Source organism: Streptomyces sp. NPDC059534 (genome assembly GCF_042743475.1).
Classification (GTDB): Bacteria; Actinomycetota; Actinomycetes; order Streptomycetales; family Streptomycetaceae; genus Streptomyces.
The window spans coordinates 120,232-140,300 of sequence record NZ_JBHWAQ010000019.1 but is presented as its reverse complement, the minus strand read 5'-3'; the positions used below and the strand labels follow the sequence as shown (position 1 = coordinate 140,300).

At 75.5% G+C, this 20,069-nt stretch carries 13 protein-coding genes; 8 read left to right on the top strand and 5 right to left on the bottom strand.

Annotated features, from left to right (window positions below; all coding sequences use genetic code 11):
* Positions 1-119 precede the first annotated feature (119 nt).
* The 5 genes from ACFVZH_RS23050 to ACFVZH_RS23030 all read left to right on the top strand — a co-directional run bounded on the left by ACFVZH_RS23050 (position 120) and on the right by ACFVZH_RS23030 (position 9,347).
* Positions 120-1,526, top strand: coding sequence for a PLP-dependent aminotransferase family protein (locus ACFVZH_RS23050; RefSeq protein WP_384899745.1), 1,407 nt, complete (start codon positions 120-122; stop codon positions 1,524-1,526).
* 242 nt (positions 1,527-1,768) lie between these two features.
* Entirely contained in the window at positions 1,769-3,361 is a 1,593-nt protein-coding gene (locus tag ACFVZH_RS23045) for an alkaline phosphatase D family protein (protein ID WP_384899743.1), read from the top strand.
* Positions 3,362-3,470: 109 nt separating this feature from the next.
* Positions 3,471-4,853, top strand: coding sequence for an SWIM zinc finger family protein (locus tag ACFVZH_RS23040; protein WP_384899741.1), 1,383 nt, complete (start codon positions 3,471-3,473; stop codon positions 4,851-4,853).
* Positions 4,854-5,041: 188 nt separating this feature from the next.
* On the top strand, positions 5,042-7,789 hold the full coding sequence (locus ACFVZH_RS23035; RefSeq protein ID WP_384899739.1) for a DUF6493 family protein: 2,748 nt from the start codon (positions 5,042-5,044) through the stop codon (positions 7,787-7,789).
* Between the two features lie 76 nt (positions 7,790-7,865).
* The gene (locus ACFVZH_RS23030) at positions 7,866-9,347 is read left to right on the top strand and encodes a GNAT family N-acetyltransferase (protein WP_384899737.1); all 1,482 of its coding nucleotides are present in this window, start codon (positions 7,866-7,868) and stop codon (positions 9,345-9,347) included.
* Here ACFVZH_RS23030 and ACFVZH_RS23025 read toward each other — a convergent pair.
* A complete protein-coding gene (locus ACFVZH_RS23025) occupies positions 9,259-10,485 on the bottom strand; it encodes a trans-sulfuration enzyme family protein (RefSeq protein WP_384899735.1) in 1,227 nt (408 codons plus the stop codon). The genes ACFVZH_RS23030 and ACFVZH_RS23025 overlap by 89 nt on opposite strands.
* A gap of 59 nt (positions 10,486-10,544) precedes the next feature.
* Here ACFVZH_RS23025 and ACFVZH_RS23020 point away from each other — a divergent pair, with 59 nt between their 5' ends.
* The 3 genes from ACFVZH_RS23020 to ACFVZH_RS23010 all read left to right on the top strand — a co-directional run bounded on the left by ACFVZH_RS23020 (position 10,545) and on the right by ACFVZH_RS23010 (position 13,331).
* Complete coding sequence (locus ACFVZH_RS23020) at positions 10,545-11,042, top strand: Lrp/AsnC family transcriptional regulator (protein ID WP_384899733.1); 498 nt, start codon at positions 10,545-10,547, stop codon at positions 11,040-11,042.
* A 49-nt stretch (positions 11,043-11,091) separates the two neighbouring features.
* Complete coding sequence (locus tag ACFVZH_RS23015) at positions 11,092-12,795, top strand: DUF885 domain-containing protein (RefSeq protein WP_384899732.1); 1,704 nt, start codon at positions 11,092-11,094, stop codon at positions 12,793-12,795.
* An 86-nt stretch (positions 12,796-12,881) separates the two neighbouring features.
* Positions 12,882-13,331, top strand: a complete 450-nt coding sequence (locus ACFVZH_RS23010) for an Lrp/AsnC family transcriptional regulator (RefSeq protein WP_384899730.1) — start codon at positions 12,882-12,884, stop codon at positions 13,329-13,331.
* Here the strand turns inward: ACFVZH_RS23010 and ACFVZH_RS23005 are convergent.
* The 4 genes from ACFVZH_RS23005 to ACFVZH_RS22990 form a co-directional block, all read right to left on the bottom strand.
* On the bottom strand, positions 13,321-16,419 hold the full coding sequence (locus tag ACFVZH_RS23005) for an AAA family ATPase (RefSeq protein WP_384899728.1): 3,099 nt from the start codon (positions 16,417-16,419) through the stop codon (positions 13,321-13,323). The genes ACFVZH_RS23010 and ACFVZH_RS23005 overlap by 11 nt on opposite strands.
* The gene (locus ACFVZH_RS23000) at positions 16,416-17,585 is read right to left on the bottom strand and encodes an exonuclease SbcCD subunit D (RefSeq protein ID WP_384899727.1); all 1,170 of its coding nucleotides are present in this window, start codon (positions 17,583-17,585) and stop codon (positions 16,416-16,418) included. The genes ACFVZH_RS23005 and ACFVZH_RS23000 overlap by 4 nt, the downstream gene beginning before the upstream one ends.
* Before the next feature lie 456 nt (positions 17,586-18,041).
* Entirely contained in the window at positions 18,042-18,668 is a 627-nt protein-coding gene (locus ACFVZH_RS22995) for a YigZ family protein (protein WP_384899725.1), read from the bottom strand.
* Positions 18,669-18,677: 9 nt separating this feature from the next.
* Positions 18,678-20,039, bottom strand: coding sequence for a PucR family transcriptional regulator (locus ACFVZH_RS22990; RefSeq protein ID WP_384899723.1), 1,362 nt, complete (start codon positions 20,037-20,039; stop codon positions 18,678-18,680).
* Positions 20,040-20,069 lie beyond the last annotated feature (30 nt).

Below are 20,069 nucleotides of genomic sequence, written 5' to 3'. Positions count from 1 at the left end.
GCGGCTCGGAACGGGCCGACGCCACACCGCCGGTGCACCCGATCGCCGTAGATGCCGAATCATGGAGCTCCGCCGGGACGCACGGGGACCCGGCGCGAAGAGCGAGGGGGCCCTACCGAATGACGAGCCACGGAAAGGCGGCCTGGGAGCTGCTGCTCCCCGCCGCGGGAGCTCCTGCCCGGGGGCGCGGCCGGGCGCTCCAGGAGGCGCTGCGCGAGGCGGTGCGGTCGGGGCGGCTCGCGGCCGGGACCCGGCTGCCGTCGACCCGGGAGCTCGCCACCGACCTGGGCGTCTCGCGCGGCCTGGTCACCGAGGCGTACGAACAGCTCACCGCCGAGGGGTACCTGCGCAGCGACCGGGGCGCGGGAACCTGGGTGGGCGGCGCGGCCAGGGCGGCGGTGCGCGGTGTCCGCGATCCGGCGGCGGGCGCCTCGGGCGTACGGGTGGACTTCCGTCCGGGGACCCCGGACCTGTCGCTGTTCCCCCGAGCCGCGTGGGGGGCCGCGCAGCGGTCCGTTCTGGCTCGGCTGCCCCATCCGGCGCTCGGCTACCCCGATCCCCGCGGACTGCCCGAGCTGCGCGAGGCGCTGGCCGGGATGCTGGCGCGGCGGCGGGGCGTGGTGGCCGATCCGGAGCGGCTCGTGGTCTGCTCGGGCGTGGCGCAGGCGTCGACCCTGCTGGGCTTCGTCCTCCGGGCCCGGGGCCTGTCCGAGATCGGCGTCGAGGACCCCGGCAGTCCCGAGCACGCGCGGCTGTTCGCCTCCACCGGGATGGACACGGTCTGGCTCCCGCTGGACGAGGAGGGGCTGCGTCCCGGGCCGCTCGCCGCTTCGCGCGTGCGGGCGGTGGTGGTCACGCCCTCGCACCAGTTCCCCTCCGGGATCAGCTGGTCGGCCGGACGGCGCGCCGCGCTCCTCGACTGGGCGCGGGCGGTGGACGGGTACGTCCTGGAGGACGACTACGACGGCGACTTCCGGTACGACCGCGCGCCGGTGGGCGCGCTCCAGGGGCTCGATCCGGAGCGGGTCGTCTACACGGGCTCGGTCAGCAAGTCGCTGGCACCTGGGCTGCGGCTGGGCTGGATGCTCGTCCCGGCGGAGCTGCTCGGCGACGTCGTCGAGCGGAAGCGGACGATGGACCTCGGCAATCCGGTGCTCGACCAGGCGGTGCTCGCGGAGTTCGTGACGCGGGGCGGGTACGACCGGCAGCTGCGCCGCTGCCAACGCGCCTACCGGGAGCGGCGCGACGCGCTCCTCGGCGCCCTCGCGGAGCACCTGCCCGGCACCCGGGTGAGCGGCGTCGCCGCCGGACTCCACGTCATCGCGCGCGTACCGGGGCGGTTCGGGCCCCCGGAGCGCTTCCTGACCCGGGCGGCGGAGGCCGGGGTGGCCCTGCGCCGCCTGGAGGAGTACGGCACCGCGCGCCCGGAGGACGGGGACGTACGGCTCGTCATCGGGTACGCGCATCTGGCACCGTCCGCGATCGCGACCGGGATACGGCTGGCGGCGGAGGCGGCCGGGGCGTGACGCGACGGTGGGGCGGGATCGCGGGTGCGGCACACGCGGGCGCGTGCGCGCGTTCCTGCGTGCGTGCCCTGCGTGCCCTGCGTGCCCTGCGCGCTCGGGTGCCCGGGTGCCCGGGTGCCTCCGTGCCTCCGTGCCCGCGTGCGGGTGATCTGTTCACGCGGGGTTCGTGTGGGCGCCGTTCCCGGCCGTTAGGCATGGGGCGGCGCACCACGACCGCCCGGAAACGATCTCGGAGGCCACCCATGTCCCACCCCGTGCCCGACTCCCCCTCGCCCGCCCGGCGCGGTCTGCTGCGGGGCTCTCTGGCCGCCTCGGCCGCCCTCGCGCTCGGCGGGACCGGCCTCGCGGCGGCGCCGGCGTTCGCGCTCTCCGGCCGCCCCCGGGCCGGCTGGGGCGTCCAGACGGGCGACGTCACGGCCTCCTCCGGTCTGGTGTGGGTGCGGTCGGACCGGCCGGCGCGCATGGTCGTCGAGACCTCGGCGACCGAGTCCTTCCGACGGGTACGCCGCCACCACGGGCCGCTGATCGGCGCGGGCACGGACTTCACCGGTACCACCGCCCTGCGCGGTCTGCCGGCCGGCGAGCAGATCCACTACCGGGTCACCCTCGCCGACCCGGACGACCCGCGCCGCACCTCCGAGCCGGTCCTCGGCAGTTTCCGTACGGCACCGGACCGGCGGCGCGACGGGGTCCGCTTCCTGTGGTCGGGCGACATCGCGGGCCAGGGCTGGGGCATCAACCCGGACATCGGCGGCTTCCGCGCGTACGAGGAGATGCGCCGGCTCGACCCGGACTTCTTCCTGTGCAGCGGCGACTCGATCTACGCCGACGGGGTCGTCCAGCCGAGCGTGACCCTGCCCGACGGGCGGATCTGGCGGAACGTCACGACCCCCGAGAAGTCGAAGGTCGCCGAGACGCTCGACGAGTACCGGGGCAATTTCCGGTACAACCTCCTCGACCACAACGTCCGCGCCTTCCACGCGCAGGTGCCGTCGGTGGTGCAGTGGGACGACCACGAGGTGCGCAACAACTGGTACCCGGGGCAGATCCTGGACGACGCGCGCTACACGGAGAAGGACGTGGACGTCCTCGCCTCGCGCGCGCTGCGCGCCTTCGGCGAGTACACGCCGGTGTCCACCCTCCACGCGCGCGGTGGCGGGCGCGACGGCCGGATGCACCGGGTGGTGCGGTACGGGCCGCTGCTCGACGTGTTCGTCCTCGACATGCGCTCGCACCGGAACGCCAACTCCCCCGGCCGGCAGGCCGACGACACCACCGGCATCCTGGGCGCCGAGCAGCTGGCCTGGCTGAAGAGGGAGCTGTCGGCGTCCACGGCGGTGTGGAAGGTGCTCGCCGCCGACATGCCGCTCGGCCTGGTCGTCCCGGACGGCGCGGCGAACTTCGAGGCCGTCGCGCAGGGCGATCCGGGCGCACCGCTGGGCCGCGAGCTCCAGATCGCGGAGCTGCTGCGGTACATCAAGCACCGGCGCGTCACCGGCACCCTGTGGCTCACGGCGGACGTGCACTACACCTCCGCCCAGCACTACGCGCCGGAGCGCGCGGCGTTCCAGGACTTCGCCCCCTTCTGGGAGTTCGTGTCCGGGCCGCTGGCGGCGGGCGGCTTCCCGGCGAACGTGCTGGACGCGACCTTCGGGCCGGAGCGGGTGTTCGTCCGGGCGCCGGAGCGGGCGAACGTGTCGCCGATGGAGAGCCCGCAGTACTTCGGGGAGGTCGACATCGACGGGCACAGCGGCGAGCTGACGGTGCGCCTGCGGGCCGAGGGCGGCACGGTGCTGTTCACGAAGGTCCTGCGGCCGGGGCTCGTGGGGCAGTAGCGAGGCTGCCGGGGCCCGGCCCGCCCCGGGGAGCGCCGTCCGCGCGTCAGGAGTGGTCCGGAGGGCCCGGCACGGCCGAGTGTCAGTGCCGGGCCCTACCGTCGTTTCCATGACGCGATCCGTACAGGCGCTCGCCTACGCCCGCCCTTCCGCGCTGGAGTCCACGGACTCCGGCCGGAGGCTCGGCCTGGAGACGGCGCAAGGACTCACCCCCCGGGGTGCCGAGGCCCGTCCGGGCTTCTTCTCCGGCTTCCTGGCCGAGCCGCAGGCCGCCGCCGGAGGGCTGCTCGCCGTCGCCGACGTGGCCGCGGCCCGCTACCACCAGCGGACGCGGCCCGGTTCGCTGGACCCGGTGGTGACGGGGAACGGGGACCGGCTGCGGTTCGAGTCCTTCTCCGGCTGTGGCGGGGTGTACGCGCGCCTGGACGTGCTCGACGAGGGGCTCGGCGGTACGGAGACGGGTCACGGCACGACCCATGTGGACGTCAACGACCCGCTGCGCGAGGCCCTGTCCCGGATGACCGGGGACGAGCCGCTGCATCTGCGGGTCGGCCCGGAGGAGCTGGCGGTGACCACCCTCGCGGGTGCGGTCGTGGAGAAGAAGGTGCCGCTGCCGGACCGCTGGCTGCGGGGCTTCGCCGAGGCGCAGGTCGCCTCGGCCCGGTTCGATCTGCGGGCCGAGCTGACCGGCCCGGAGGCCGTCCGGTTCCTGCGCTCCCTGCCGCGCGCGCAGAGCCGGGGGCGCGCACCGCTGTGGATCGTGCCGTCGGGCCGGGCCCTGCGTCCGACGACGCGGCCGGGCCCGGGCGCGGTGTGCCTGCCGGGGCCGGACCGGCTGGTCGCCCTGGAGCGCGTCCTGCGGCACGCCACGGGGCTGCGGGTGTACGGGCCGGTGCCGGACGGCGCGGCCGCGGCGAGCGCCTGGGAGGTGACCCTGCCGGGCATGCGGCTCACCCTGACGCTGTCGCCCGACCCGGCGCGGGGCTTCTCCGGCGAGGGCGGGGTCCTGGAGGCCCTGGCGACGGAGGAGGCGGCACAGGACGCCGAACTGGTCGCGGTGCTGCTGGCGTGGGAGCCGAGGATCGACCCGGCGGAGCTCGCGGCGCGGGCCGGGCTCACGGTCGACCGGGTGCGCGCGGCGCTCACCCGGCTCGGCACCGCCGGCCGCGTGGGGTACGACGTGGCGGACGCGTCCTTCTTCCACCGCGAGCTGCCCTACGACGCGGACCGCGCCGAGCGGCACAACCCGCGCCTGGTGGACGCGCGGCGGCTGGTGGCAAAGGGCGCGGTCGAACTCGACGGCCGCCTGGCGACGGTGACGTCGGAGGAACGGCGGTACCGGGTAAGGGAGTCGGACGGCGTACTGAGCTGCACCTGCCGGTGGTGGGCCGACCACCAGGGGCGGCGCGGTCCGTGCAAGCACGCGCTCGCCGTGCGGATGGTCCGGAGCGGCGCGGTCGTCGCCGACACGGCGCCGGGAGCGGTGCGATGACCGGGGGCGGGATGGATCCGCAGGGCACAGGGCACGGGACGGAGCCTCAGGAGACGGGGCCTGAGGTGCGGACGCGGGGGACGGAGCCGCGGCCGACCGGGGACGGAGCGGGCGTGCGGGGGACGGAGAACGCCATGGGTACGGGCAAGGCCGAGGGGTCGGCAAGGGGCGAGGGAAGCGAGAGGGCCATGGGGACCGAGAAAGCTGTGGGGACCGAGAAGCATGTGGGGACCGAGAAGGCCGTGGGGACCGAGAAGGCCGTGGGCATCGAGAAGCTGATCGAGGCGGTTCGGGCGGGAAGCGCCGAGGAGGTGCCCGGCCTGCTGGAGCCGCTGGGGGCGGCCGAGCGGAAGGCGGCGCTGACGCGGCTGAAGGCACTGCGCACCGAGGTGAAGGGCTGGGACGGAGGACGCGAGAGGGAAGCGGTCCGCGTGCGGCGCGCGCTGTACGCCGCGGGGGCCGGCTGTCACCCGGGGGCGGCGGCCGCGGCGACCTGGCTCGGCGGGCGCGATCTGCTGGCCTGGCGCTCGCAGGACGGGCCGCTGGTCCTGCAGGTGCTGGCCGACCGCCCGCCGGAGTGGCTGGCCGAGCTGGCCGGCCGGCTCGCCGAGCGGCCGACCGTGGCCGAGGACGGCTACGGGCTGATCCGCGGCCTGGTGGAGCGGTCCGGCTGCGCGGTGCCGGCGTCCGACGGCTATGTCCGTGCCTGGGCGCGCGAGGTCACCCCCGGCAGCCGATGGATGCGGCGGGGCGACGGCTCTCCCCCGCTCCTGGAGCGGCTGCGGGCGGATCCGCAGACACCGGTCCTCGCTCTCCACGCCGTGACCATGCCGGAGCCCCCGGAGCAGGTGACCTGGACGGCCGAGGCGGACTCGCCGAGGCACTGGCCCACGGCGATCGCGACGCTCGTCGGCGAGGGCCGGCTGGACCGGAGCGAGGTCGTGGACGCCGCCGTCTCCCGGCTGCTGCGGGGCGGTCGCCTCCACGATCTGCGGTTCCCGCTGGACGTGCTGCGGCTGGTCGCACCGCCCCTGGACGAGTTCCGGGAGCGGGTCGCGGACCTGATCGGGATCGCGGCGGACGCTCCGTCGCCGGTCGCGGGGTACGCGCAGGAGGTCCTGGGGGACCTGGCGGCGGCCGGATCGCTGTCGGTCGCCGCGCTGGCCGAGCTGACGAGTGCGGTGCTCTTCCGTACCGAGAAGAAGCTGATGCAGGCGCAACTGGTCCTGGTCGGCAAGGTACTGGCGCGGGAGCCCGGCGCGGCCGACGCGCTGCTGCCCGCCGTGGCGGAGCTCTTCGGGCACGAGGACACCGCACTCCAGGGCCGGGCGCTGAAGCTGGTGGGCCGCCATCTGCCGTCGGTGGACGCTGCGGTACGAGGGGAGCTGGCCGGTCAGGCGGGTCTGCTGAGCCCGGCTCACCGCCAGGCCGCCGTGGAGCTGTTCGGGGAGGCCCTGGCCGCGGAGAGCCGCGAGCCGTACGAGGAGATCCTGCCGCCGGTGCCCGTGCCCCGGCCGGTCGAGCCGTCGGCGACGACGGTCGAGGCGCTGGTGGAGCAGCTGCTGGCGAAGGGGGTCTCCGACGATCCGGTGCGGTTCGAGCGGGCCCTCGACGGTCTGGTGCGGCACGCGCACCGTGACCGGGAGGGTGTGACGCGGGCCGTGCGGGAGGCGTTCACCACCACGGACTGGCAGCAGCCCTACCACTTCGCGTACGAGTCCCACGGGGTCCACGCGGTGCTCGCGGGGCTGCTCGGCCTGGTGGAGCGCTCGTGGATCGACGACCGCCTCGCGCGGGGTCAGGAGCCGCCGGCCTCCCTCCACCAGGCGCTGACGGAGATCACGGACACCCGGCTGTGGGAGGCCGCCGCGCTGATCGGCACGGACGCGCTTCCCTTCCTGCTCGCGGCGCCGACCCTGGAGACCGGCGCCGTCGACCCGCTCGTGCTCGTGGAGCGGCTGCGCGCCTATCGGGACGCGGGCGTCGAGCCCGCCGCTGCCGACCTGGCGCAGGCCCTGCTGAGGGTTCTGCGGACCGGCCCGGAGAGCGGGCGGGCGGCCATGGAGGCGGCGGCGCTGGACACCCGGGCCGGGCGGCGGCTCGCCGCGTGGCTGCGGACGGACGAGCCGATGGCGGCGACCGTACGGTTCCTGCCGCGGGAGGACGACCGGACGCTGCAGAGGTGGTGGGTGCGCGACCGGATGGTGGTCGACTTCGCCGACCGCGCCGTGCTGCGGGAGGAGTTCCCGCCCGCGTTCCGGTGGCTGGGCGGGGCGCCCGAGGTGACGTCCGTCCGCGACTACCGCCCGGTGCAGGGCCATGAGCACTGGGCCTCGGTCCTGCCGGCCGACCGTGAGGTGCTCGCGGCCTGCGTCCTTCCCTCGCTGGCGTCGGGCATCGGCAGCGGGCGGGAGTCGGCCGATCCGCTGACCGGGATGGCCGAGGGCGAGGGGCGGGTCGGACGTGCCGTGGCCCTCTCCCTGGCGCTCGCGCTGGGCGGCGGGCACGCGGACGACCGGCTGCGGGCGGTGGACGCGCTGCTCGTGCTCGCGGCCCGGGGCGATCTGGACACGCGTGGGGTGGGCGAGGAGCTGGGGTGGCTGGTCGCCGAGGGCTCGGCCCTGCCGAACCGGCTGGCGGACGCGGCCCGGACGGCGGCGGCCGCCGGGGCGTACGGGACGGTCTGGGAGGTGCTCGCGGCGACGCTGCCGGTGACGCTGGCCGTGGAGAAGCCGGTCCGGGGGCTCGGTGAGGTGCTCGCGGTGGCGGCCGACTGCGTGGAGCGGTGCGGTGCGGGTGGCGTACCGTCAGGGCTGGCCGGGCTGGTGGCGCGGGGCGGTTCCACGCAGCTCGCCACCCAGGCGAAGCGACTGCTGAACGCACTCCACGAGGGCACCGATCAGACCACGACAGAAACGACCCGAATCGGTCGTTAGGCCGCCAGATCGCCGCTTAACCCGTCAGTCACAAAGCGTTCGTGATCACGCAACACCGCTGGGTCACAGTGAAGGCATGACCGACGTGACGTCTTCGAAGAGCACCCGCCGCCCGCACCACTGGCGGCACGACCTGATCGAGCTGGCCGCCCTGTTCACCGCCGTGGTGGTGGCCGACACGATCGCCAAGTCCATCGTCAAGGGCCCCGACGGCCCCTACCTGCTGGTCTTCTCGGCGATCGCACTGGTCGCCACCGCCGCGTTCCACACCTGGTGGGCGCGGCGGCACGGCCATGCCAGTCATGCCCCGCCCGGCGATGACACGAGCGGTGTCACCGGCGGGCGCTCCACCACCGTCCCGTCGGCCGGCCACCGGGACGGCCGGGGCGCTGCGGACGGCGGCCCGGCGGCCGAGGCGCCGGAGGGATCCGGGACGCCGGCCGAGACGGTGCTGTGGCGGATGCGGACCACCGTCGCGGACACCCCGGGCAGCCTCGCCGCCCTGTGCACGGTCCTCGCCCGCCTGGGCGTGGACATCCTCACCCTGCAGACCCACCCGCTCGCCGACGGCACCGTCGACGAGTTCCTGCTCCGCGCCCCCGCCGGACTCTCCTCCCAGGCCCTCGCCCGCGAGACCTCGGCGGCCGGCGGCCGCGACACCTGGACCGAGCGGGCCGACGCCCACGACCTGGTGGACACACCCACCCGGGTCCTCGGCCTGGCCACCCGTACCGCCCTCGACGCGGCCGAACTCCCGCTCGCGCTGCGCCAGCTCCTCGGCCGCTGCACGCTCCACTCCGTGCCCGCCGTCTCGCTCACCGGCCGCCCCATCGGCGAACAGGCCCCGGTCGAAGGGGTCCTGGAGGAGACCGTGATGCGCCTGCGCGACCCGCACGGCGGCACGATCGTCGTCGAGCGGCCCTACCTGGCCTTCACCCCGACCGAGTTCGCCCGCGCCCGCGCCCTGGTGGAGCTCGACGCCCGGCTCGGCCCGCGCGTCCCGCGCAGCCAGGACGTGCTGACCCTGCCCGAGGGCAACGAGATCACCGTCCGCCGCGCCGACCAGCGCGACCTGGCCGCCGCGCGCGCCATGCACGACCGCTGCTCGGCCCGCACCCTGGGCCTGCGCTACCACGGCCCGGTCGGCGACGCGAACCGCTACCTGGACCACCTGCTCAGCCCCCGCTTCGGGCGCACCCTCGCCGTGCAGACGACCTCCGGCCGTCTCGTCGCCCTCGGCCACCTGCTGTGGGACGGCGACGAGACGGAGGTGGCCCTCATGGTCGAGGACGACTGGCAGCGCCGCGGCATCGGCTCCGAACTCCTCGGCCGGCTCGTGGCGATGGCCGAGGAGGCCGGCTGCGACAGCGTGTACGCCGTGACGCAGTCCTCCAACACGGGGATGGTGGCCGCGATGCGGGCGCTGAACCTCCCCCTGGACTACCAGATCGAGGAGGGCACCCTGGTGATCACCGCCCGGCTGGCCTCGGCGCCGCTGCCGGCCGGCCGGACGCAGCGGGAGCAGCCGCACGAAGGGGTTCGGCGGGCGGAGCGCTGAGCGCCTGCGTCAGGTCCCGCCACAGGTCCTCGACGTCCTCCAGACCGACCGACATCCGCAGCAGGCGGTCGCTGACGCCCGCCGAGCGACGGTCTCCCTCGGCCACGATCCGGTGGCTGATGGAGGCGGGGTGCTGGATGAGGGTGTCGACGCTGCCCAGGCTGACCGCCGGGGTGATGAGGCGGACGCCGGCTATCACGTCGTGCGGGTCCCCGTACACCTCGAAGGCGATCATCGCGCCGCCGATCCGCGGGTAGTGGACGCGGGCGATCCGGGGGTCGGTGGCGAGCCGCCGGACGAGCTCCGCGGCCGAGGCGGACGCCGCCCGCACCCGTACCGGCAGGGTCGACAGGCCGCGCAGCAGCAGATAGCCGGCGAGGGGGTGGAGCACCCCGCCGGTGGCGAAGCGGACCTGGCGGAGCGTCCGGGCGAACTCCTCGTCGCAGGCCACGATCCCGCCCATGACGTCGCCGTGGCCGCCCAGGTACTTGGTCGCGCTGTGGAGCACGATCCGGGCGCCCTGTTCGACGGGGCGCTGGAGGACGGGGGTGGCGAAGGTGTTGTCGACCAGGATCGGCACCGAGCCGCAGGAGTGGGCCAGGGCCCGGATGTCCGCCTCGGCGAGGGTCGGGTTGGCGGGCGACTCGACCATGACGAGGCCGGTGTCGGGACGGATCGCGTCCGCGATGCCCGCCGGGTCGGTCCAGGTCACCTCGGTGCCGAGGAGCCCGGCGTCGAGGAGGTGGTCGCTGCAGCCGTAGAGCGGGCGGACGGCCACGACATGGCGCAGTCCCTGGCTCGCCCGGGCCAGCAGGACGGCGGTGAGCGCCGCCATGCCGCTGGCGAAGGCGACGGCGGCCTCGGCGCCCTCCAGGCGGGCGAGGGCCTCCTCGAAGCGGGCGACGGTGGGGTTGTCGAGCCGGGCGTAGACCGGCGGCCCGTCGAGGCGGGCGCCGGTGGTGGCGAACTCGTCGATCCGGGCGGCTTCCGCCCGGGCGTCGTACGAGGGGTAGGTGGTGGACAGGTCGAGCGGCGGGGCGTGCAGCCCGAGCGCGGCGAGGTCCTCGCGGCCGGCGTGCACGGCTTCGGTGGCAAGGGCCCTCGGGGTGGCCGAGGGGCCGTGATCCATGACGTCCATGGCGGCACTGTGAACGGATACCGGGAAGTAGCGGAAAATCGCCGTGCTACGTTCGGCAGATGGCCGATTCTGTCGTACTGGACGCGGTCGATCTGCACATTCTTCGCCTCTTGCAGAACGACGCCCGGACCACCTACCGCGAACTCGCCGCCGACGTGGGAGTGGCGCCCTCGACCTGCCTGGACCGAGTGGCCCGGCTGCGCCGCACCGGCGTCATCCTCGGACACCGGCTACGACTGGATCCGGCCAAACTCGGGCGCGGCCTCGAAGCGCTGCTTCTCGTCCAGGTCCGCCCCCACCGGCGGGAACTGATCGGTCCGTTCGTCGACCGCATCCGGGCCCTGCCGGAGTCCCTGGCCCTCTTCCACCTGACCGGCCCCGACGACTACCTGGTCCACGTGGCCGTGGCGGACCCCGCCGACCTGCAACGACTCGTGCTCGACGAGTTCACCTCGCGCCGTGAGGTCGCCCGTGTCGAGACCCGGCTGATATTCCAGCAGTGGGAGTGCGGACCGCTCCTGCCACCCGGACCGAGCCCCTCCTTGTCAGCCGACTGAAGCCGGACGAGGGTGACGCGGGCCCGCCGTAGGCGCCAGGATGACCCCCATGCCAGAGACTTCCAGCAGCGCGCTGCCCCGCCAGGTCGCCGATGATCACGTCGACGCACTCATCGCCCTCGACCCGATCACCGGAACGTACCTGGGAGTCAAGGAGAGCGCCGGACTGCTGCCCGACTTCTCGCCCGCCGGGCAGCGGGCCGTCGCCGACCTCGCACGCCGCACCCTCGCCCGGCTCGACGAGGCGGAGCGCGCGCCCGGCGCGGACGACGAAGCCGAGCGCCGGTGCGCCCGTCTGCTGCGCGAGCGCCTGACCGCGGAACTCGCCGTCCACGAGGCCGAGGAGAGCCTCTGTACGGTCAGCAACATGCGCTCCCCCGCGCACAGCGTCCGCATCGTCTTCACGGTGATGCCCACCGAGACCGAGGAGGACTGGACGGCGGTGGCCGCCCGGCTGCGCGCGGTCCCCGCGGCCCTCGAGGGCTACCGCTCCTCCCTCGAACTGGGCCTGGAGCGCAAGCTCTTCGGTGGTCCCCGCCCCACCGCCACCTTCATCGGCCAGCTCACCGAGTGGTCCGGCGGACCGGCCGGAAAGCCGGGCTGGTTCGAGGAGTTCGCCGCCTCCGGACCCGACACGCTGCCCGCCGGGCTCCGCACGGAGCTCGCGGTGGCGGGCAAGGACGCCACCGGCGCCGTCGCCGCGCTGCGCGACTGGATGCGGGACGTGTACGCGCCCGCCGTCGCCGGCGCTCCCGACACCGTGGGCCGCGAGCGCTACCAGCGCTGGACCCGCTACTTCAACGGCACCGATCTGGACCTCGACCAGGCGTACGCGTACGGCTGGACCGAGTACCACCGGCTGCTCGCCGAGATGCGGACCGAGGCCGAGCGGATCCTGCCGGGCGCGGGCCCCTGGGAGGCGCTCGCCCACCTCGACGAGCACGGCACGCACATCGAGGGCACGGAGGAGGTCCGCGTCTGGCTCCAGCGTCTGATGGACGAGGCCATCGAGGCGCTGGACGGCACCCACTTCGAACTCGCCGACCGCGTACGGCGGGTGGAGTCCCGGATCGCCCCGCCCGGCGGCGCCGCCGCGCCGTACTACACCGGCCCGTCCGAGGACTTCTCGCGCCCCGGCCGCACCTGGCTCCCGGTCGACGGCACCACCCGCTTCCCGGTGTACGACCTGGTGTCGACCTGGTACCACGAGGGCGTGCCCGGCCATCACCTCCAGATCGCGCAGTGGGTGCACGTCGCCGACCGGCTCTCCCGCTACCAGGCCACGCTCGGCAAGGTCAGCGCCAACGTGGAGGGCTGGGCGCTGTACGCGGAGCGGCTGATGGACGAACTCGGGTTCCTGCCCGACGCGGAGCGGCGTCTGGGCTACCTCGACGGCCAGATGATGCGCGCGTGCCGGGTCATCGTGGACATCGGCATGCACCTGGGTCTCGAGATCCCGGCGGACTCGCCGTTCCACCCGGGCGAGACGTGGACCCCGGAGCTCGCCCAGGAGTTCTTCCAGCTGCACAGCAGCCGCCCGCCGTCCTTCGTGGAGAGCGAGATGACCCGCTACCTCTCGATGCCGGGCCAGGCGATCGGCTACAAACTGGGCGAGCGCGCCTGGCTCCTCGGCCGCGCCAACGCGCGGGCGGCGCACGGCGACGCGTTCGACGCCAAGGCGTGGCACATGGCGGCGCTCTCGCAGGGCCCGCTGGGTCTCGACGACCTGGTCGACGAGCTGTCGCGCCTCTGAGGGCGGGGCACGAAAGCCCTCCCGCATGACGAGAATCCCCGGCTGATCACTTGATCGGCCGGGGATTCCCTTGCAGTGTCTCCTTCATGAGCAACGATTACACTCCGGACGCCACCGACTGGCGCATCCTCGAAGCGCTCCAGGCCGAGGGCCGCGCCAGCTTCGCCGAACTGGCCCGCGCCGTGTCGATGTCGCCGTCCGCGGTGACCGAGCGGGTACGGCGGCTGGAGGAGGCCGGGGTGATCGCCGGATACGCCGCGATCGTCGACCAGGACCGGCTGGGGCTGCCCATCCTCGCCTTCGTGCGGCTGCGCTACCCGCACGGCAACTACAAGCCGTTCCACGACCTGCTCGACACCACGACGGAGATCCTGGAGGCGCACCACGTCACCGGTGACGACTGCTTCGTCCTCAAGGTCGCCGCCCGGTCGATGCGGCACCTGGAGGAGATCTCCGGGAAGATCGCCACGCTCGGCTCGGTGACGACGAGCGTCGTCTACTCCTCGCCGCTGGCCCGGCGCTCCATCAGCCGCTGAGCGCGTCCCCGCCGGTCCGCAGCCTCACCGCCGAGCCGTGCCGCGCCTTGACGACCTCCAGCTGGGCCGGGACGCGGCGGCGCAGGTCGCCGACGTGGCTGACGATGCCGACGCTGCGGTCGCGCTCGCGCAGCGAGTCGAGGACGTCGAGCACCTCGTCGAGGGTCTGCTCGTCGAGGCTGCCGAAGCCCTCGTCGATGAAGAGGGTGTCGAGCCGGACGCCGCCGGCCTCGTCCGTGACGACGTCGGCGAGACCGAGCGCGAGGGCGAGCGAGGCGAAGAAGGTCTCACCGCCGGAGAGCGTGGCGGTGTCCCGCTCGTTGCCGGTCCAGGCGTCGACGACGTGCAGTCCCAGGCCGGCCCGTTTGCCGCCGGCGCGGGCGTCGGAGTGGACGAGCGTGTAGCGGCCCGAGGACATCTTCTGGAGCCGGGCGGTCGCGGCGGCGGCGACCTGTTCGAGCCGGGCGGCCAGGACGTACGACTCCAGGCGCATCCGGCGCTCGTTCTCGACGGAGGTCCCGGCGGTGAGGGCGGCGAGCCGGGCCACCCGGTCGTACTCCTCGCGGAGCGGGCCGAGCCGGCGGACCTCGCCGGCGGCCTGCCGGGAGAGGTCGGTCAGCCCGGTGGCCCGTTCCCGCGCGGCGGACAGCGCGGAGGCGGCCGTGCGGAGGGCGCGTTCCGCCGCGGCGTGGGCGGTCTCGGCCGCGCCGGGATCCGCGGGCGGGCGGGCGGCGGCGGCCTCGGTGCCGGGCTCGGCGAGCCGGTCGGCGACGGCGGCGGCCTCGGCCTGCCAGGCGTCCACGCGCTGCTGGAGGTCGCGGCGCTCCCTCTCGTCGAGGAGCGCGTCGGATGCCTCGTCGGGCGTGGCGAACCCGGCGCGGTAGGCCGCGTCGGCGAGCCGGTCGTCGGCCTCCTTGAGCCGCTGGGCGGCGAGTTCGGCGGAGCGTACGGTCCCGGCGGCGTCCACCAGGAGCCCGATGCGCCGTTCCAGGACCGTGGCGTGTTCGGCCACGGTGGCGAACGCGCCGCGCCCCCGGGCGAGTTCCTCGTCGAGCGCGGCCTGCTCCTGGTCCAGGGCCTCGCGCCGCGAGGTCCGCGCGGCCACCCGCCGCTCGGCCTCCCGCTGCGCCCCCGCCCGCTCCTCGTACTCCCGCTCCGCCCGCGCGAGCGCCTCCCGAGCCTCGTGCGTCTGTCCGGCGAGCGCGTGCGCCTCGGCGTGGAGCCGGGCCAACTCATCGACCTCACACGCGAGTTCGTCGACGGTGGGCTCGCGCTCGACGCCGGATCCGGTCTCGGGGACGGCCTCGCCGGCCGCCTCGGCGCTCCCGGCCGCGGCGGTCCCGGCAGACGCCATCAGGACCTCCGCGCGGGCCGCCGACCACGCCTCCCGGGCACCGGCGACCTCGCGCTCGGCGTCCGTACGGGTCTCCTCGGCGGCGGTGTAGACCGCGTAGGCGGCGTCTTCCGTGGCGCGGTCGACGTGCCCGGCGGTGGTGCGGGCGGGGGCCGGGTGCGCGGTGGAGCCGCAGACCTGGCAGGGGTCACCTGGGACGAGGGTGACGGCGAGTTCGGCCGCGATGCCCTCCAGGCGGCGGGACTTGACGTCGAGCCAGCTCTCGTGGGCGGCGTTCCGGCGCTCGCGGGCGTCCGCGAGGCGCGCCTCGGCCGCCCGGGTGGAGTCGGCGAGGGCGTCGCGGCGGCGGGCGGCGGCGAGCCGGCGGCGGGCGGGGTCCAGTCGGCCGGCGAGGTGTTCGGCACGGGCGGCGGCGTCCGTCGCGGCCTCGACGCGCTCGACGAGCGCGGCCCTGCGCGGCTCCCAGCCGGCGAGCCAGCCCGCGGCGTCCTGGAGGGCGTCCTCGTCGGCGCGGGCCTCGCGGGCCAGGGCCGTGCGCTCGCCGGCGAGCACGGCGGCGCGGCGCTCGGCGCGGCGGGCGGCTTCGAGGCCGCCCAGGTCCTCACGGAGGCGGTTCTCGAGCGCCGAGAGGTGCTCGGCACCGGCGTCGGCGAGGTCGGGGGGAAGCAGGGCGCGGGAGCGGTCACGGGCGGCGCGCGCCGTGGCGTGCTCGCGCTCGGCGTCCCGGCGCAGGCCGAGGGCGGGGGCCACCCGGTCGGCTTTGAGGCTCCGGTCGAGCGCGGCCTGGTGGCGGTCGCGCTCCGGGGCGTGGGCGGTGAGCCGCTCGCGGCGGCGGAGCGCGTCGGCGTGCCGGGCCTGGCGGGCGGCGAGGTCGTTCTCGGCGTCGAGCGCGGCGCGCGCGGCGGCCTGTCCGGTCTCGGCGGTGGCGCAGCGCACTTCGGCGATGTCGAGGGCCTCCCGGGCCTCGGTGCGGGCGACGGCGGCCCAGGCGAGGGCCGCCTCGGCGAGGCCGGGGTCGCCGGGCCGTCCCTCGACGGGGGTGCGGGCGGCGTCGAGGCCGCCCGCGGCCTGCGTCATCCGCTGGCCGAGGGCGAGCAGCCGCCCGTCGCCCTGCTCCACCTGCTGGAGCGCGGCGCGCCGCAGATCGGCGAGGCGCTCCTCGACGGCGGCGAACCGGCGGGTGTCGAAGAGCCGCCCGAGGAGGCGGCCCCGGGCCTCGGCGTCGGCGCGCAGGAACTTCGCGAAGTCGCCCTGCGGGAGGAGGACGACCTGGCAGAACTGCTCGCGGCTCATACCGACGAGCTGGGTGATCTCCTCCCCTATCTCCTGGTGGGAGCGGCTGAGGCCGGTCCATTCGCCGGTGGCGGAGTCGTACTCGCGCAGCCAGGTCTGGGCCTTCTCGGTGGTGAAACCGCCGCCGCGCTTCTTGGGGCGCTGCTGGGCGGGGCGCCGGGTGATCTCCAGGCGCCGTTCCCCGACGGTCAGTTCGAGGAGGACCTCGGTGGAGGTGCCGACGGGGGCGTGGTCGCTGCGCAGCGAGGTGCCGGGCGACTGCCGGACGCCGGGGACACTGCCGTACAGGGCGAAGCAGACGGCGTCGAGGACCGAGGTCTTGCCCGCGCCGGTCGGTCCGTGCAGGAGGAAGAGTCCGGCCGACGACAGGGCGTCGAAGTCGACCGACTGCGTGGAGCCGAAGGGCCCGAACGCGGTGATGTCCAGCCGGTGCAGCCTCATCGGCCCGCCTCCCGCTCGGCCGAGTCGACCCGTACGTCGTCGAACGCCCCGTACAGGACCGTGCGTTCCGCGCCGTCGAGGGCCGCGCCACCGCGGACATGGGCCACGAAGTCCTCCGCGATCTGCTGGTCGCTGCGGTCCCGGAGCCGCTGGGCGTAGGAGTCGGCGGTGTCGTTTCCGGTCCGCTCGGGGTCGAAGACGAGGTGGAGGGTGTGCGGGAACCGCTCGGCGAGCCGGGTCATGGGCTCGGCCGGGCGGACCGGGTCGGTGAGGGTGGCCTCGACCCACGCCTGTTCGTGGGGGGTGAGCGCGGGGTCGGCGAGGAGGTCGTCGAGCCGGCCGCGGATCCGGGCGAGGGGGCGCGGGACGGGGCAGTCGAGGCGTACGGCGTCGGCGATCGCGCCGCCCGCGCCGAGGTCGATCAACCACATCGTCTTGCGGTGGTCGGCCTCGGAGAAGGAGTACGCGAGGGGGGAGCCGGAGTAGCGCACGCGCGGGGTGAGGGTCTGGCTGCCGTGGAGATGGCCGAGGGCGACGTAGTCGACGCCGTCGAAGACTCCGCTGGGTACGGCCGAGACGCCGCCGACGGTGATGTCCCGCTCGCTGTCGCTGGGCGCGCCACCGGCGACGAAGGCATGGGCGAGGACGACCGAGCGGGTGCCGGCGGGCCGGGTCGCGAGGTCGGCGCGGACCCGGTCCATGGCCGCGGCGAGCACGGCCTCGTGCCCGGCCTTCGCGGCGCCGAGCCGGTCGCGGACGAGGGCGGGTTCGAGGTAGGGCAGGCCGTAGAGGGCGACGTCGCCGTGCTCGTCGGCGAGGACGACGGGCGTCCCGATGCCGCCGGGGTCGGTGCGGAGGTGGACGCCGGCCCGCTGGATCAGTCCCGCGCCGACGCCGAGGCGGCGGGCGGAGTCGTGGTTGCCGGAGATCATGACGGTGGGGATCCCGGCCTCGGCGAGGCGGTGCAGGGCGGTGTCGAAGAGCTCGACGGCGGGCAGCGGGGGCACGGCCCGGTCGTACACGTCCCCGGCGACGAGGACCGCGTCGACCTCGTACTCCTCGACCGTCCTCACGAGGTGGTCGAGGAAGGCCGCCTGCGCTTCGAGCAGGCCGACCCGGTGGAAGGACCGGCCGAGATGCCAGTCCGAGGTGTGCAGGAGCCTCACGATGCCGTCCCACCCCGCATGTGCGCCGCTCCTCGCCCGCTCGTTCCCGTCGTGTGCGGCCTCCACGCTATCCCGGTCGGCGAGGTGGGCGGGGCCGTCCGGGAAACCCGCGCCGCGGCCGCCGCGCACCGCGATCGGGGCCCGGGCACGGCATGGCGGCCGACACGCCGAGCGGGTGGCGCCCTGGGCGGGTGGGGCGCATCACACGAAGACGGCCGTCACATCGCGACGGTGTCGGTGTCGGCGTGCGCGCGGGTGGCACACGTGGCCGCGGTCCGCGCCGGCGGCCGCCGCTTGGGCTCGTGGCCGCCGCTCGCGCGTCGCCGTCCGCACGCGTCGCCGTCCGCACGCATCGCCACCGTCCGGGCGAGCCGCCGCTGTCCGAGCGAGCCGCGTCACGCGCGTGGGCGCGCGTCGGCGGCGTCACGCGTCCTACGGTCCTACGGTCCTACGGCGTCACGCGTCGCCGTACGCCTCTCCGCCGAGTTCGACGGTGGCGGTGCCGGCCGTCGCGTCGGCGAGCCAGGCGCGGAAGGCGGGGACGTCGGTGTCGGGGAGGCCGATCTCGATGGTGACGGCGTCGGCGTAGCGGACGTCCCGGACGGCTCGCCCGGTCGCCCGCAGGTCGTTCTCCAGCTTGCCCGCCCGCTGGTGGTCGACGGTGACGGTGACGAGCCGGAAACGCTGTCGGGTCACCGTGCCGAGCGTGTCGAGGGCCTCGCCGACCACACCGCCGTACGCGCGGATGAGTCCGCCGGCGCCGAGCTTCACGCCGCCGTAGTAGCGGGTGACGACGGCGGCGACGTACCGCATCTCGCGGCGCAGCAGCATCTGGAGCATCGGGACGCCGGCCGTGCCGCCGGGTTCGCCGTCGTCGCTGGCCTTCTGCACGGAGGCGTCGGCGCCGATGACGTACGCGAAGCAGTTGTGGGTGGCGGTCGGGTGCTCCCGGCGGATGCGGGCGACGAACTCCTGCGCCTCCCGTTCGTCGGCGACGGGCGCCAGCGCGCAGAGGAAGCGCGAGCGGTTGATCTCGGTCTCGTGCACGCCCTCGCGGGCCAGAGTGCGGTACTGCTCCTGCATCCGGCCAGCCTACGTTCCGTCCGCGTCGCGCTGCCCGGCGGCCGGTTCGGGGGCGGCGGCGCGGCCGGCGTACGGCAGGGCGCGCAGGGCCAGGGCCCAGCCGAGCCGGGCCTCGCCCGACTCGCTGGAACGCCCGGTGAGCTCGGCGATCCGGCCGATGCGGTTGAGGACCGTGTTGCGGTGGCAGTAGAGCTCCTCGGCGGCCCGGGAGGCCGAGCACCCGTGGTCGAGCCAGGCCCGGAGGGTGGTGAGGAGCGCGGCACGCTCCCCGCCGGTGGCGAGGACGGGGCCGAGGTGGACGGTGACGATCCGCTCGGCGATGTCGGTGCGGCCGCTGAGCAGGACCTCGGCGAGCCGGGCGTCGAAGCCCGCGACCTCGCCGCTGCCGGCCCGCAGGGTGCGGAGGGTCTGCTCGGCGAGGCGCAGGGCGCGGCCCGCCTGGGAGAGCCGCTCGAACTCCGGGGAGACGCCGGCGGTCGCGCCGGTCCGCTCGCGCAGGGCGGCGAGGAGGTGGTGCGCCGCGGCGTCGGCCGCGCCGCCGGGGCCGGTCGCGGACCGGCCGGGGGGCGTGACGCGGCGGGGCAGCCGGACGATCCCGGCGTACCGGCCCGAGCGGGGCCGCCAGAAGGACCACAGGCCGTGGGCCTCCAGTACGGGCGCGAGGTGCGGCGGGGCGGCCGGGTCCTGGGCGGCGACCACGACCACGTACCGGTCGACCGCGGGGACGCCGAGCGCGGCGGCGGCGGCCGAGGCGACGGCGGGGTCGTCGGCGCGGCCGTCGAGCAGCGCCTCGAAGAGGGCGACGCGCCGGGTGTCCTGGCGGCTCTGCAGCTCCAGCTGGGCGATCCGGTACGCGTCGGCCATGGCGACCGAATAGCGGTCGATGGTCTCCCAGACGCCGCTCGCCATGTCGAGCTCGATGTCCCGGCTGTCGACCCCCCGGCCGGCCCGGACCCGCAGGTGCTCGGCCATGACCTGCCACAGGACCCGGCCGCCGCGCCGGTACGCCTGGAGCACCGTGTCGAGCGGCACGCCCTGGTCGGCGCGGCGGCGGCCGGTCTCGCGGGCCGCCCACTCGAAGTCGCCGCCGGTCGCCTCGAGGCCGCCGAAGTCCTCCAGGGCGCGCAGGAGGTTGTCCCGGCAGATCTCCCAGAGGTCCTCGCGGGTGACGGGGGCGCCGGACGCGTACGTACCGGAGTGGGCGCGGATGTCGTCGACGGCGCGGTCGGTGAGCCGGTCGACGTCGGCGAGTATGGCCGTGGCGAGGGAGCGGCGGAGCGCGCCGGAGCCGCCTGCGCCGCCCAGGGGGGTGTGGCTTCCCCCGGAGCGGGCCCCTGAGGGCTCGCCGGGTGCGGCCGAGCTGTGCGTCATGCGTCGCACCGTAGCGCCGGGATTTGGCGG

Bases quoted from the DNA above. Each gene is read 5' to 3' on its own strand.
- ACFVZH_RS23035 (WP_384899739.1), top strand. From the start codon at position 5,042: ATGGGGACCGAGAAAGCTGTGGGGACCGAGAAGCATGTGGGGACCGAG.
- ACFVZH_RS22995 (WP_384899725.1), bottom strand. From the start codon at position 18,668: ATGCAGGAGCAGTACCGCACTCTGGCCCGCGAGGGCGTGCACGAGACC.
- ACFVZH_RS22990 (WP_384899723.1), bottom strand. From the start codon at position 20,039: ATGACGCACAGCTCGGCCGCACCCGGCGAGCCCTCAGGGGCCCGCTCC.
- ACFVZH_RS23005 (WP_384899728.1), bottom strand. From the start codon at position 16,419: ATGAGGCTGCACCGGCTGGACATCACCGCGTTCGGGCCCTTCGGCTCC.
- ACFVZH_RS23010 (WP_384899730.1), top strand. From the start codon at position 12,882: ATGAGCAACGATTACACTCCGGACGCCACCGACTGGCGCATCCTCGAA.
- ACFVZH_RS23025 (WP_384899735.1), bottom strand. From the start codon at position 10,485: ATGGACGTCATGGATCACGGCCCCTCGGCCACCCCGAGGGCCCTTGCC.
- ACFVZH_RS23030 (WP_384899737.1), top strand. From the start codon at position 7,866: ATGACCGACGTGACGTCTTCGAAGAGCACCCGCCGCCCGCACCACTGG.
- ACFVZH_RS23015 (WP_384899732.1), top strand. From the start codon at position 11,092: ATGCCAGAGACTTCCAGCAGCGCGCTGCCCCGCCAGGTCGCCGATGAT.
- ACFVZH_RS23050 (WP_384899745.1), top strand. From the start codon at position 120: ATGACGAGCCACGGAAAGGCGGCCTGGGAGCTGCTGCTCCCCGCCGCG.
- ACFVZH_RS23020 (WP_384899733.1), top strand. From the start codon at position 10,545: ATGGCCGATTCTGTCGTACTGGACGCGGTCGATCTGCACATTCTTCGC.
- ACFVZH_RS23040 (WP_384899741.1), top strand. From the start codon at position 3,471: ATGACGCGATCCGTACAGGCGCTCGCCTACGCCCGCCCTTCCGCGCTG.
- ACFVZH_RS23045 (WP_384899743.1), top strand. From the start codon at position 1,769: ATGTCCCACCCCGTGCCCGACTCCCCCTCGCCCGCCCGGCGCGGTCTG.